Source organism: Bacillus sp. LQ01 (assembly GCF_057624735.1).
In genome coordinates this window covers 1,686,729-1,699,920 of record NZ_JBYEZL010000001.1, presented here as the reverse complement: position 1 = coordinate 1,699,920, position 13,192 = coordinate 1,686,729, and the positions used below count along the sequence as shown (strand labels likewise).

At 32.8% G+C, this 13,192-nt stretch carries 12 protein-coding genes and 1 pseudogene; 2 read left to right on the top strand and 11 right to left on the bottom strand.

Annotated features, from left to right (window positions below; translation table 11 throughout):
* Positions 1-69: 69 nt before the first annotated feature.
* The 4 genes and pseudogenes from AC22L0_RS08755 to AC22L0_RS08740 form a co-directional block, all read right to left on the bottom strand.
* Positions 70-1,953 (bottom strand): hypothetical protein, encoded by a 1,884-nt coding sequence (locus AC22L0_RS08755; protein ID WP_000248568.1) that lies wholly within the window; start codon positions 1,951-1,953, stop codon positions 70-72.
* On the bottom strand, positions 1,938-2,732 hold the full coding sequence (locus AC22L0_RS08750; RefSeq protein ID WP_487272199.1) for an ABC transporter ATP-binding protein: 795 nt from the start codon (positions 2,730-2,732) through the stop codon (positions 1,938-1,940). Before AC22L0_RS08750 ends, AC22L0_RS08755 begins: the two co-directional genes overlap by 16 nt.
* A 119-nt stretch (positions 2,733-2,851) precedes the next feature.
* Positions 2,852-3,071: pseudogene (locus AC22L0_RS08745) on the bottom strand (aminoglycoside phosphotransferase family protein); the annotation flags it as partial.
* Positions 3,072-3,233: 162 nt separating this feature from the next.
* A complete protein-coding gene (locus tag AC22L0_RS08740) occupies positions 3,234-4,106 on the bottom strand; it encodes a LysR family transcriptional regulator (RefSeq protein WP_000425262.1) in 873 nt (290 codons plus the stop codon).
* Positions 4,107-4,216: 110 nt separating this feature from the next.
* Here AC22L0_RS08740 and AC22L0_RS08735 point away from each other — a divergent pair, with 110 nt between their 5' ends.
* Entirely contained in the window at positions 4,217-4,624 is a 408-nt protein-coding gene (locus tag AC22L0_RS08735) for a tautomerase family protein (RefSeq protein ID WP_001117408.1), read from the top strand.
* Positions 4,625-4,669: 45 nt separating this feature from the next.
* Here the strand turns inward: AC22L0_RS08735 and AC22L0_RS08730 are convergent, their stop codons facing one another.
* From AC22L0_RS08730 to AC22L0_RS08720, 3 genes are all read right to left on the bottom strand, one after another.
* Entirely contained in the window at positions 4,670-5,464 is a 795-nt protein-coding gene (locus tag AC22L0_RS08730; RefSeq protein WP_000627926.1) for a VOC family protein, read from the bottom strand.
* A 288-nt stretch (positions 5,465-5,752) separates the two neighbouring features.
* Positions 5,753-6,505, bottom strand: coding sequence for a class I SAM-dependent methyltransferase (locus AC22L0_RS08725; RefSeq protein ID WP_087965862.1), 753 nt, complete (start codon positions 6,503-6,505; stop codon positions 5,753-5,755).
* Between the two features lie 132 nt (positions 6,506-6,637).
* On the bottom strand, positions 6,638-6,976 hold the full coding sequence (locus tag AC22L0_RS08720; protein ID WP_487272198.1) for a winged helix-turn-helix transcriptional regulator: 339 nt from the start codon (positions 6,974-6,976) through the stop codon (positions 6,638-6,640).
* Between the two features lie 346 nt (positions 6,977-7,322).
* Between AC22L0_RS08720 and AC22L0_RS08715 the strand changes: the two genes are divergently transcribed.
* The gene (locus tag AC22L0_RS08715) at positions 7,323-8,039 is read left to right on the top strand and encodes an SDR family oxidoreductase (protein WP_087965860.1); all 717 of its coding nucleotides are present in this window, start codon (positions 7,323-7,325) and stop codon (positions 8,037-8,039) included.
* A gap of 276 nt (positions 8,040-8,315) precedes the next feature.
* Here AC22L0_RS08715 and AC22L0_RS08710 read toward each other — a convergent pair whose 3' ends face one another.
* The 4 genes from AC22L0_RS08710 to AC22L0_RS08695 all read right to left on the bottom strand — a co-directional run bounded on the left by AC22L0_RS08710 (position 8,316) and on the right by AC22L0_RS08695 (position 13,074).
* A complete protein-coding gene (locus AC22L0_RS08710; RefSeq protein ID WP_087965858.1) occupies positions 8,316-9,125 on the bottom strand; it encodes a MerR family transcriptional regulator in 810 nt (269 codons plus the stop codon).
* Between the two features lie 271 nt (positions 9,126-9,396).
* Positions 9,397-9,876, bottom strand: a complete 480-nt coding sequence (locus AC22L0_RS08705) for an SRPBCC family protein (RefSeq protein WP_000559852.1) — start codon at positions 9,874-9,876, stop codon at positions 9,397-9,399.
* A gap of 240 nt (positions 9,877-10,116) precedes the next feature.
* A complete protein-coding gene (locus AC22L0_RS08700; RefSeq protein WP_114160162.1) occupies positions 10,117-10,680 on the bottom strand; it encodes a class I SAM-dependent methyltransferase in 564 nt (187 codons plus the stop codon).
* A 156-nt stretch (positions 10,681-10,836) separates the two neighbouring features.
* Positions 10,837-13,074, bottom strand: a complete 2,238-nt coding sequence (locus tag AC22L0_RS08695; RefSeq protein ID WP_097862811.1) for an MSCRAMM family protein — start codon at positions 13,072-13,074, stop codon at positions 10,837-10,839.
* Positions 13,075-13,192: the final 118 nt, after the last annotated feature.

The following is a 13,192-nucleotide window of genomic DNA, read 5'->3' as shown; positions in this document are numbered from 1 at the left end:
CGAATGTTGTTTAACTACGTAACTATAGTTGAACAACATCCGCTAAAAACTTGACCGATTGGTAATGTTTTACATATCATCTTTTATTAGTTGTGATTCTTTTACGTGCTGTTTCTTAATTAATATGGCTTTATACAAAAACACTATACCTAGTACAGCGAAAATGATACTTACAGGAATGCGGGCAATATGAGGAAGGTAGCGCGGAAGAAAAAATAGACGGACTCTTTCATCCACATCAAATATTTCAAAGACAATCGGCACTATACTTTGGTGCACCAAGAAAAAGATTCCCATAAACACAAGAAGAATAACAACGGCAAGTTTTTTCTTCGGTAATTCCATTTCTTTATTACGAATTTTCTTTTTGTAATTATCACTGTTAATTTTCATCCCACTTTTCATTTCAAATAGCAACTCAGGGCCATTTCTTTCAAGTTTTTTGTAAGCGATACGCCCAAATAGCCATGCTAAAAACACTCCCGTACAAGCCCCAGTCGGTACACCTAACCATTGTATGAATTGTATATGTAATGATGTCCCCAACCATATAACTAGTAACGAAGGTATCGTTGTTACTAGCACCATCAACAGCATGAGCCACGTGGTTATAAACATTTTACTCGCATTCATATCGTCACCAGATATTATCGTTCCTCTTCCACGGCAATGTGGATCAGTAATTGGAATTAAATTAACTACAGAAAATAAGACAATAAGGCCGACTGCCCCACCAAGTAAAGCTGGGACTACTGCAAATACCCATGGATAAACGAAAGTAAGTCCGCTAGAAAAAGTGAAAATTATTGTAGTTAAAATTGCCACAGGACCAATAGCTATCAACCAAGCTAATTGGCGGCCACGCACGTCAATCCTTTCTGCGCCAGGTGTCACCAACGTTAACCATAACGCGCTTCCATCGAAACCATATAAATTACAAGCAAACATACCTGTAAATACAACCATAATTCCCCCCGCCCAAGGCATTAAGTAAGGTATATTAGCAATCGTAACTAAAATCCCATAAAATACACCTATCCATATGCCCATTCGCAGGAAACGGCCTCGTTGTGGATCTCTTCTCCAACTTTTAAGTTCCTTAGTTATAACAGCTCCTATTTTAGTTTCAAAAAAGATTTTAAAAGCCTTTCTATAATGCTTATTAATAATCTTCACTTGAACTTTTTTTGAATCTATCTCTTTACGTCTAGTCAATAATATAGTCCATATAAATAAAAGAAACCCACAAAATATTGTTATTTTACCTAAGAAAATAAAAGCTAATAACCAATTAGATTGACTAGCGTACTCTACAGCAAGTATCGTCCAACTAGATGGAATCATGTAAAATAGCGTAGTATCACTAAATACGATTCTATTGATTACAGGAAGTGCATACCAGCCGACATTTAGAAATGCAATGATGAAACCAATGAACATCGCTCCCATTTCCATACCGACTCTTGATTTCATCACCTCACCCATAATACTAACTATTACTTTGGATAACAATACTACAAAAACTAACTGCAAAATAATTGCTGGAACTGCTACTATAATCGCATATATGCTAATTCTAGCTGCATAAATTAATAATCCTATAAAAGCTAAAAAACTAACCAGTGGTCCTACTCCTATAAAAGTTACACCGAGAAGCATCCTAGCTAGTTTATAAGAATTGAGCGGAAGCAACACAAAATATTCAGGGCGTAATATTTCGTCTCCTCCAGTAAGCATCGGACCTATAATCCATCCTACTGTCCAAATGGCGAATGTTACATATAGAATGCTTTTTGATATATTTTGTTCTGTTGGATAAAAAGAAAAAAGTAGAATAGTTCCAATTGCTAGCAACAAACCAACTAATCCTGTCATAATAAATAGAACTGCCCTGCCACGATTCATTGAATGTTTAAGTATTGATAACTTCATTTGAATTAAAACATTAACCAAGACAATTCCCCTCCTTTAGCGGCGGGTTTACCTACTAATCGAATGAAAATATCCTCTAGTTTTTCTTCACCACAAACATCTTCCATCTTTCCAGATGAAAGTACTCCCCCTTTCGAAATAATTGCAACGTGGTCACAAAGTTGTTCAACTAATGCCATGACGTGACTAGAAAATACTACAGAACCACCTGAACTAACAAATTTCTGTAAAATCTTTTTAATAGTAGTTGCAGAAATGGGATCTACCGCCTCAAACGGTTCATCGAGAACGAGTAATTTTGGCGCATGAAGAAGTGCAAGGCCGAGTTTTTTACGCATACCAGTAGAATAATTAATAACTAAAGTCCCCTCAGTATTATTCAACTCTAATACTGCAAGTAATTCTTCTGCCCGCTGAGCAACTTCATTGGCATCTATTCCTCTTAACAACCCCATATATGTTAATAATTCGCGACCAGTAAGTCTTTCTGGTAAAGCCAATCCATCTGGTAATACTCCAATCAACGTTTTAGCTTGTTTTGGATTACTCCAAACATCAATCCCAAAAACTTTAGCGTTTCCGCCATCCGGTCGTAACAAACCAACAGCCATTGATAAAGATGTAGTTTTTCCTGCTCCGTTAGGTCCAACAACTCCATAAAAAGAACCACTTGGAATAGTTAAATCAATACAATTTACTGCAATAAATTCACCGAATCGCTTATGTAATTTCGAAAGTTGTAGCGCAGGAGCGGATTTCTCAAATTCGGTATTCAATGAAATCGATTCATCAGTTTTCATAAAACAGACTCCTTTTTTACTACTATATTCTTTGTAAACAAAATCCAATAATTTTACTCATTTAATTACAATACTGAAGCATTAATTTATTTAGCAATTCATTGTTATTAGCTGACATCTTTTACGTATTCCATAATAATTGCCTGTCTATCGTGTATCTTTGTCACTTCAAATACGTTTGGAACTGGCAGCCCGCATGAATAAGCATATTTTTGTTTTTTTTGCTTCATTCATAGACTCTGTACCTGGAAGATATTCTTTAAATAACTTCACAATCTTATTATCATACAGATAAATTTCCGCTGTATTTCCTTTAGCCATTGGCTCACCTAAGTTCAAGTTTCACCCTCCTTAAACCATGTAGTATTCTACACCCCTATTTTAAATTCACTGCAATGTTAGGAAATCCTTCTACTCACATAAATCCTATTATTACAAAAATCTCTGAAATGCTAAAAGAAAAGTACGTATCGAAAACAGCCCTATAATTTTTTAGCATAATTATAGGGCGACTTTAATGATGTTGATAATTTTTTGTTTCGTTTGACTTAAATAATTGTTATTTTTAGTAGAAATTAATATACCAATCGGGATTTTAGAATTAAAGTACTTAATCTTAAAAGATAGTATTTCTTCATTCAAAATTGTACCTTTCGGGATAATTCCTATGGCATTTTCAAAAAGCATTTCTGGAATGAGGTTTAAAGCACTACAATTATAAACTCTTTTAAAAGATAAATTATTTTTCGCTAGGAGAGAACTTACAGATTGATACGAATAACAATTACTTTCTCCTACAATAACTGGATAATCTATAATATCAAATGCTTCAACGGATTCTTTTTGTAACAAAGGATGCTCGGGATTATTCACTATAAATTCAATCTGTTCATCACATATTGGGATGAATTTTACCTTTGATTTATTTTCATTATTTCCGCACACCGCAAAATCAATCTTATTATGTTCTATCATTTCTGATAAAAGTGCTGTATTTCCCACTACAAAATCACAATGTATATATGGTTTTTCAGCATTTAAAAACTCTAATATTATTGGTATTAACCTTTTAGCAACGGATTCTAATAGGCCTATTCTCAAACTCCCTTTTTCTTCATTACTAATACGTTGTGCTTGAGTTATAGAATATTCCCAATGTGTTACTAAGTTTTCTACTTCTTCTGCAAAAAGTTTTCCTTCTTCTGTTAATCTTGCATCCCATCCTCTTTCAAATAACAGAAAACCAATTTCATTTTCCAGCTTTTTTATATGTGTTGTTACTGTTGATTGTGCATAGTTTAATTGTTTAGCAGCTTGTGAAAACGTTCCTTCTTCAATAATTTTTTTAAATGTAAGTAACTCTTTCATTTCCATTTCATACACCACCTTCATCGATTTTATTGATAATTCGTTAATATATTTTCAATTATACAAATGGAAATATTGGAAGTAAAATAAAATCAAAAGGAAAGGAGTCCTCTATTATGCCATTTGTCACTGTTTATCATCCTGAAAAATTATCCGATAATAAGTTATTAAAAAATGTAAGCAATCAAATTCACCATTCGTTAATTGAACATTTCAATATTCCTGAAAATGATTATTTTCAAATGTTTTTACCTTATCCTTCTCATCAACTTTTTTATAATTCATCTTATCTTTTAGAAGGTTCATTAAAACGATCCAATAATATGATTTATATTTCTATTACATGTGGACCTGGGAGAACAATTAATCAAAAAAAAGATTTATATAAAGCTATAGCCACTAGTACAGCTAATACTTTACAAATCTCTACTGCTGATGTTTTCATTACACTACACGAGACACCTATGGAGAATTGGTCATTTGGTCAAGGAATAGCTCAAATGTTAAATCAACATAATAACTAGACTTTAATTTTCCTTAAAACAAAATAAACTTACCGCTTTCTATAACTATATAGAAAGCGGTAAGTTTATTTTGCTAGGAATATTGGAATGAAACTCTGGTGTATACACAATAGAAAATGAATATCCCTGCACAATAAATGACACTTCATTATGTTTACATTCAAATGGCACATTATTTTTCTTAAAGTTAATTTGGATTCGCTGTAAAAATGCGAGATCCGCTGTTCCGAAAGAAACATGAACTTTCGGTGGTAAAGCTTTCATCGCGATTGGAATCCAAGGTCGCTGCCACCAAGTTGCGACGACATAAGCAGTGCCACCAACTACAAAGTTAAAAATATCCCCGTCTTCCATCGTTTTCATATTTAGATTTGATTTCAGCCATTCCCTAAAAATAGGTACACTTTTAACAGGAAGACCAATTTCCCTTACATATAAAATGTTTAAAGGTGACTGCGGTACTAATACATCTTCTTTAACATAACTATGCGCGATAATTTCGAGTAGATTTCCATCTCCGTCTTTAAAGTATAAATTGAATCGACCATCCTCTTCATCAATTGTATGACCATCTTTCCATTTCGCAATGAGTAATCCAGACTCCTCAAGCCATCTTGCTGTTTCATGAAATTTTGAATATGGGATTTCAAAAGCAAAATGTGCAGGTGCAATTGGTTCATACACTTCTTGAAAACTAATTGTTGTATAAGGTGTTACTTCAAATTGAATGAAGGATGCTGTTTCTTTTTTTATTGGAAAAGATAATATGTCCTTATACACTTGTTTTACCCCTTCTATGGAAACCGTTTGTAATTTTATATCTGATATATGTGTAATCACTTTACATTCCCCCTCATTTCTTATTATCTATTCGTATTGTATTACACTTATAAATAGATAAAATCAAACGGAAGAATGGATTTTTTATATAGAAACTACAACTTTAGTATGAATATGTTAGCTTCTTTCATTGCTAGTACAGTAATGTTTCAAAACAATTATGCTCCATATTTCATTTTTTTGATTAACACTTTACTTATTTTTATTTTTTTAAGTTTCCCCTGCATTATTTCCATATAAAAAAGCTGCCTTTCCTTAAACGAAAAGCAGCTTTTACAATAAAATACATTAAGATTTTACAGCAATAATCATAAATCTTTTTGAATTCGTACGAATCCCTTTTTCAGAACTATTTGTTTCAATGAACTTTTGTAAAATAGTAAAATCCTCTTCCTCTTCTCCAAATCTAGGAATAATAGGCGTATGTTTTAATAAGAAAATGAGATCTTCAGGCGTACTGTAATAATCAGTAACATCATATTCACGTACTTGCACGAGTTCAAATCCTGCATATATAAGTTCACCCATATACTTTTCTTTTAAAGTTCCATCTCTTTCACCTAAGCATTGTCCTCTCCCAAATGTCTCTTTTAGGTTTAATTTATCATGTTCGCTAACTTGTTGCGTTAAGAAAAAAGCACCCTTTTTCATTACTTTTGATAATTCAGTCGCTGCAAATGGTGCATGACAACTTGAAGCGATATCAAAATGCGCATGTGGAAACGTTAAAGCTCCAGAACCCATTTGAAGAAACTCAACATTTTGTACACCTGATTTTTTCAAATTAGAATGTGCCGTTTCAATCATGCCGTTAGAATTATCAATTCCAATTAACAATTTAGCTGATGATGCTATGTTAAGTACATTTTCTCCTCCGCCTGTACCAACATCAAGTAGAATGTCTGATGATTTACATCTTTCTTTCACTTCTCCATAAAAGTCCCATATTTCTCCTACAGTTTCACATTTTATTTTACTAAAATCCCATCCATTTAATCTTCCTACTTTATCATAAAAGCTTTTGTACTCTAATTCATTCACCTTATAACTCCCCTTTGTAAAAACGAATTAAATATGTATAATAACCTACAACACTATTTAATTATATATTATAAAATACAAATTATTAAAACACCATTCCACTTCGTACGACGCTAAGTTTACATAACAATTTTATAGTTCACCTTTATCTATATGTACTAAATGTCCTCTTCCCCAACTACACATACTATCCAAAACAGTACTGACTGTTTTTCCATGTTCAGTTAAGCTATATTCTACTTTAGGTGGTATTTCTTGATAAATTTCGCGTTTTATTAGTTGATCTTGCTCTAATTCACGTAATTGCTTTGCTAACGTTCCTTGAGATATATCTGGTATTAATTTCTTTAATTCACCAAAACGTTTCGTCCCATCTGTTAGCAAAATAAACAAAATGAGTGGCTTCCATTTCCCACCGATTATTTGTAATGTCGCTATTACCCCTTTTAACTTCGGTTCTTGTAAATCCATTTTTCTCACCTCTCCACTGATATCATAAAGTGAAACTTTAATCAGTGGGGGTTTTATTCATCCCCCACTGATTATTAGTTGAACCAATCGGGCGTTTACGGGCAGTTGATCTCTCACCTAACTTCCTCGCATTTTCCTAACTTTGAGGTGAGAGTTTTACTGCCCGTTAATGCGGGATAAACCATATTTAGCAATTTTTCTTATTACTTATCCGCGTAAATAGCGATTAGTACGAAATTTGCGACTATGTACATACAAAGTGCGTACTTTTCACTTGATCCCTTTTAGCGAATAATAAAAGCATAAGTTATATTCTAAAGTTTTTTATTAAAGGAGTGGCTAAAATATGTCTATTACTACATTAAAAGATAAGCGTATTGTTATCATTGGCGGGAGTTCTGGTATTGGATTAGCAACGGCAACACAAGCAATTAAACAAGGTGCACATGTTATTATTGCAGGGCGTTCGGAAGAAAAATTAAGGATTGCTAAAAAATTAATAAATAGCAATCATCTCCACACTTACGTATTGGATAATCAAAATAAAGAGCAATTACAAAATTTTTTCAAGACAGTTGGGAACTTTGATCATTTATTCACACCCGGAGCCTCTTACACACTTGGACCAATTACCTCTACAGAGGAAATTGCTGAAAGTAGCTTCATCGGAAAGTTTTGGCCTCAATATTATGCCGTAAAATATGCCATCCCTTTTCTTTCAAACTCTGGATCGATCGTGTTAATGTCCGGTGCCTTTAGTCAAAGACCAATTAAAGGTGCGCCTGCTTACGGAGCTTGTAATGGGGCTATTGAAAGCTTAGGGAAAGCTTTAGCTGTTGAATTAGCTCCTATAAGAGTTAATGTTGTTTCTCCTGGAACGATACAAAGAGAGAATGAACAAAACGAAAATAGACTAGCTGCTTATGAATCTTATAAATCTCTTTCTCTTGTAAAAAGGCCTGGCCATAATAATGAAATTGCACATACTGTTCTATATTTAATGCAAAATAGTTTTACTACGGGTAATGTATTATTTCCAGATGGAGGGTACACATATCATTAAATTATTTAAGACAAAAGCCCCTTATTACGGTGGCTTTTGTTGCTAATGTAAACATTGCTGAAATTTCCAAAAAGATGGTTGCGTTTCTTTATTACCAACAGGTTGGTTTTTAGAAGATTCATTAAAGGAATCCATTATAATCCGCTCATTTTGTACATTTGCAAATAAAATTGTGCTAGTAGTTGACGAATCAAATCAAGAAGTAATTTATCTTGATATTTATGGATAAGTTTATAAAGAAAAAAGGCATATAAATAATGCCTTTTTTCTTTATCTTCATTTAACTGGATAACAAACTTCTGTAACCCACTTATTAGGATCGGATTCCATCGCTGGGCTCACATGATAAATATTAAACATCGGGCCTGCTAATTTGTAACCCTCTGTCTCAATCCATTTTGCCGCAGCCTCATTTACAGCTGTCATCTGTTCATAACTTCCATTAACTGTTATAGAAGCTACATTAGTCGATTCCATATTTTTAAATGTAACGTCTTTTGTATTTTCGTGCTTACCTAGAATACTTAGCTGTATTTCTATATCTACATCATTTTCTTTGTATTCACGATCATGGAAAACCGCAATACTATAACTCGGTTGGGAAATACCAATATTTTCTATCTGAATTTCTTGCATTAATACACTCCATAAATCACCTTCGCAATTATACGATGGAATAACCTTTCTAACACTAGCTACAGTTCTTTCTGGAATTTCTTTTATTGAAACATGATAATTCATCTCAACAACATCCTCTCTCATCGTTTTCATTGAGTCTTCGAGGAAACGTAATTGTTTTTGGAGGTTATTCATGTCTTCTTTAATTTGAGCACTACGATTTAAAAATTGCTCTTTTATGGTATCTATATTATCGCATTCTATTATTTCTTTGATGGTAGCAATATTAAACCCCATAGCTTTTAACGTTTGAATTTGATTTACTTTTTTTAATTGGTCTGCTGAATAAAATCGATATCCACTCTGCTCATCGACTTTTACTGGTTGTAGTAATTCCACTTTATCGTAGTGTCTCAACATTCGTATACTAATGGAAGATAGTTTTGAAAAATCCCCTATTTTAAACATGATTTCCTCCTATAAGTTACATCTACTTTGAAGCTCAACTTTATCTTAAACAATGACATTGTGTGAGAGTCAACTGTTTATAACGTTTGAATTATATTTCTTTATTTACTTTTATATCCTCTTCCTTCTTTAGGTTATAAAAATTCACTAATTGATTCGATCGCGACTAGCAATCAATTGATTTACCTTCATATGAACCTCTATTCTTATTTCTCATTAAAAACATATTTGCAATATAATAATTACATAATGAATATTACCTATTATGCAATTATCCTCTCACTTCATGAATCTTATCCTTGTATATTTCAAACCACTGTTGCCATTCATCTTTAGAAAATTCTTTCTCTTCTCCTTCTAAAACGTAAGAAAAAAGATTTAAACAAATATGCCAACCAGCTATATCTCTCGGTGTATGATCTGTTAATTCATTAATGTACTCTTTAAGGAATAAAAGAGTACTATTTTCCTCTTTATGTATTTCAAATCGGACACGGTCTTTATCCCAAGTAAATTCAAGTACTGAGTTTAGTTGACACTCTAAAATATCAATGTTTATGAATGAACCGTCCATCATGTCGAACTTTATTATTCCACCAGTTTTAAGGCTTTCAATCTGTAAATTGGACATCCATTTTTTCAGCTTACTGTTTTCTGTTAATACAGACCAAACTTCCTCTACCGTATATGGAAATTCGCGTTCAAATTTTACTATATATCCACCAGTTAGTTTCCCAATTTCAGCTATCATTTTGATTGCCTCCTCATATAGAATATATGTTCTCATTTTATTTTACAAGAATATAAATATAAAATAAATATTTATGTCAACGAAGTGTTAATTTAAAGTGAATGACGCTGAGAAAAACTTAAATATTTTCTAAATCGAGTTATATAGTATTGAAAATTAAATATAGATTTACGTACAAATAAAAAAGCCGCATTTGCGACTTATGAAATCATGGGATTAACTCCTTTTTTGGTTAAATGATTAGCGCTTAATCGCATCGACAATTAGCGATGGAAAACCAAGTTTATCGCCTTTATTTCTAGAATCATACCTTTTCGAACGGAAAATAACACCGTCGTTTGCATCCCATTCGTTGTAATAAAACTGACCATTTTCATCACAATATTCAAGTAAAACTACCTCGAATCCAGCAGTTTCAAACATTTTCGTTAATGTTTTATAATTATGAACGATTTTATGACTTGTTGCTGGATGATCTTTCGGACCGGGTCCCCCTATTTGAACTATATTTTGATATACCTCATCCTGAAAGAATGCATCAGGGACTCCGCACCGAATATGACCAGATGGTTTTAAAAATTCATAACAGATTTCAGCTGCTCTTACACCTTCTTCAAAAGTAAGGTGTTCCCATACATGCTCAGCCAAAATAGCTGAAATAGAGTTGTATTCAAATCTTTCTTCCCACGTAGCTTTATCTAGTAAGTTAAGTTCATCTTCTTGCGTTTGAATCCAGCCTGGATTATTATTAAACACTCCAGCTCCGACAACTACTTTAATTTCGTCTTGTTTTATTGCCACCATGTTCACCTCTTAAACATTTTAATTCATTAATATATTCTATGTTTACTATTATCCTTCCTCCTTCAACAAATGTAGTAACATGAGTCCAGTACAATACCGAACTCATGCCCTAAAAACTCTCTAACGCAACAATCTGTCTAACTCTATAAAATTAGTTCATAATATACGATTTTTCTTACAGAAATATAGCACACCAAACATTAGCATAATACCAATTACGTAAAAAATTGTTGTTCCGCTCCCACCAGTATTAGGAATTACCCAATTATTCTTCGCATTTTTCACTGTTATTTTTTGTGTCTTTACTGCTTCTGTAATTTCTATTTCTATTGGATCTCTAAGTAACATGTATCCGTTCGGTGCTTTTATTTCTTTAATCGTATACTTTCCAATTGCTAATTGGGTGGAAATTACCTTTCCTTTTTCATCCGTTATTAATCTACTAAGTTCTTTCCCTTCTTTATCTAACACTTGAAATACAGCGCCTTTTAGCTTTAATTCACTATCCTTATCATCAACTTTTTCAATTTCAAATTGCCCAGTCGGATCTGGCAATTTCTTATTTTCTATTTTAATTTCTACTACTGTATCTTTTTCTATTTTTACAGCTATTTTATCTTTTAATAATTCATAACCTTTAGGTGCCTCTATTTCCACTAGGGTATAGTTTCCTATTGGTAAGTCCTTTGATATCATTTCTCCTTTTTCATCTGTTATTAACTCTCCAACTACTTTTCCTTTTGCATCTTCTATATGAAACTTTGCCCCTGCTAGTTTTTTATTTTTATCACTTATGTCTACTTTCACAAGCTTCATTTTTCCCATTGGATCTGGCAATTTCTTATTTCCTATTTTAATTTCTACTTCTGCATCTTTTTCTATTTTTACAGTTATTTTATCTTTTAATAATTCGTAACCTTTAGGTGCTTCTACTTCCACTAAGGTATAGTTTCCTATTGGTAAGTCTTTTGATATTACTTCTCCTTCTTCATTTGTTACTAGTTCTCCAACTATTTTCCCATTTAAATCTTCAATTTTAAACTTTGCTCCTGCTAGCTTTTTATTTTTATCACTTATGTCTACTTTCACAAGCTTCATTTTTCCCATTGGATCTGGCAATTTCTTATTTCCTATTTTAATTTCTACTTCTGCATCTTTCTCTACTTTTACAGCTATTTTATCTTTTGATAATTCGTAACCTTTAGGTGCTTCTTTTTCCACTAAAGTATAGTTTCCTATTGGTAAGTCTTTTGATATCGCTTCTCCTTCTTCATTTGTTACTAGTTCTCCAACTATTTTCCCATTTAAATCTTCAATTTTAAACTTTGCTCCCACCAATTTTTTATTATCATTATTACTATCAACCTTTTTTATTTTTACTTTTCCTGTACTAGGCTTGTTCCAATGTTTCCAGTTAAATTTGAAATTGTGAAACTCAAATCCACCAGTTTGTTGTACCGCACCAACAAATGCTTGTCCATTAATCGAACCGCCTTTTGTTTCTAATACAGCATTGGGAGCAAACACACTCCCAACTACACCATATCCCTCTGTTGTAATTTTTTTCGCATTTGGAAAAACCCAAATCATTTTCCCATATAGCTCAGTAAACGGGGAATTAGGCGAATATGGTTGTGATGTAGGAACTATATCTGTAGCCTTTCCAATATTGTTCGTGTCATATAGAATAGACCCATTTTTAAATGTAACCTCTATTGCATCTGAATACATTACAATAAAATCTTTGTCCTTAGCATTGGGCAAAAATACATCTCTTATATCTACACTGATTTTCCCTGTCAATTCTGATGAAACATAAATATTAGGATTGTTTATATCTTTTCCGATTCCATGACTCATATTTGGAATTGGGGTATTCGTTTTATATTGACCTGCATTTTTACTAACTTGGTTCACTATATTGCGAAATTCATTAAATTTCGCGTCAATTTCTAGTTTTTCTTTATAAACGATACGATCATAAGAAGATTGTATGATGCGATCTGGATCACTCTCTTTTGTCATTACGACTATTCCGTTTTGAATGATAAAAGATTCTTCTCTTGATTTTTTTAGTTTTCCAGACAATAACAAGGACGGATATCCCTCATCAACCCATTTTTCACCTACTATATTAGATGTTCCTGCTGCTGCACCTACAATCGTATACCCCGATGCATCCATATCACCTTGAACTGCAATTGCTCCTTCAATGTCGCCACCTATTGCTTTATGGTTACCAAAGACAACAGCATTATAACGCGATATATCTCCTAGACCTTCTAAGGTAGTCGTGGATCCATATGCTTCTTTTGGTACATATACGACAAAACTTACACTTAACATTAACAAAACAATAAAATGAATACTTACCAGCTTTAATCGTAGCCTCAATTCCTTTGTTCCCACCTTTACCGTATTTTTTTATAATCGAATAAAATGAATTTTTATTAATGATGATTTACTTCATCCCCTATATACCGTCTTTACTTATCTTTGAATTTCCGGTCCC

Bases quoted from the DNA above. Each gene is read 5' to 3' on its own strand.
- AC22L0_RS08700 (WP_114160162.1), bottom strand. From the start codon at position 10,680: ATGGTGGCAATAAAACAAGACGAAATTAAAGTAGTTGTCGGAGCTGGA.
- AC22L0_RS08750 (WP_487272199.1), bottom strand. From the start codon at position 2,732: ATGAAAACTGATGAATCGATTTCATTGAATACCGAATTTGAGAAATCC.
- AC22L0_RS08715 (WP_087965860.1), top strand. From the start codon at position 7,323: ATGTCTATTACTACATTAAAAGATAAGCGTATTGTTATCATTGGCGGG.
- AC22L0_RS08710 (WP_087965858.1), bottom strand. From the start codon at position 9,125: ATGTTTAAAATAGGGGATTTTTCAAAACTATCTTCCATTAGTATACGA.
- AC22L0_RS08740 (WP_000425262.1), bottom strand. From the start codon at position 4,106: ATGGAAATGAAAGAGTTACTTACATTTAAAAAAATTATTGAAGAAGGA.
- AC22L0_RS08735 (WP_001117408.1), top strand. From the start codon at position 4,217: ATGCCATTTGTCACTGTTTATCATCCTGAAAAATTATCCGATAATAAG.
- AC22L0_RS08705 (WP_000559852.1), bottom strand. From the start codon at position 9,876: ATGATAGCTGAAATTGGGAAACTAACTGGTGGATATATAGTAAAATTT.
- AC22L0_RS08720 (WP_487272198.1), bottom strand. From the start codon at position 6,976: ATGGATTTACAAGAACCGAAGTTAAAAGGGGTAATAGCGACATTACAA.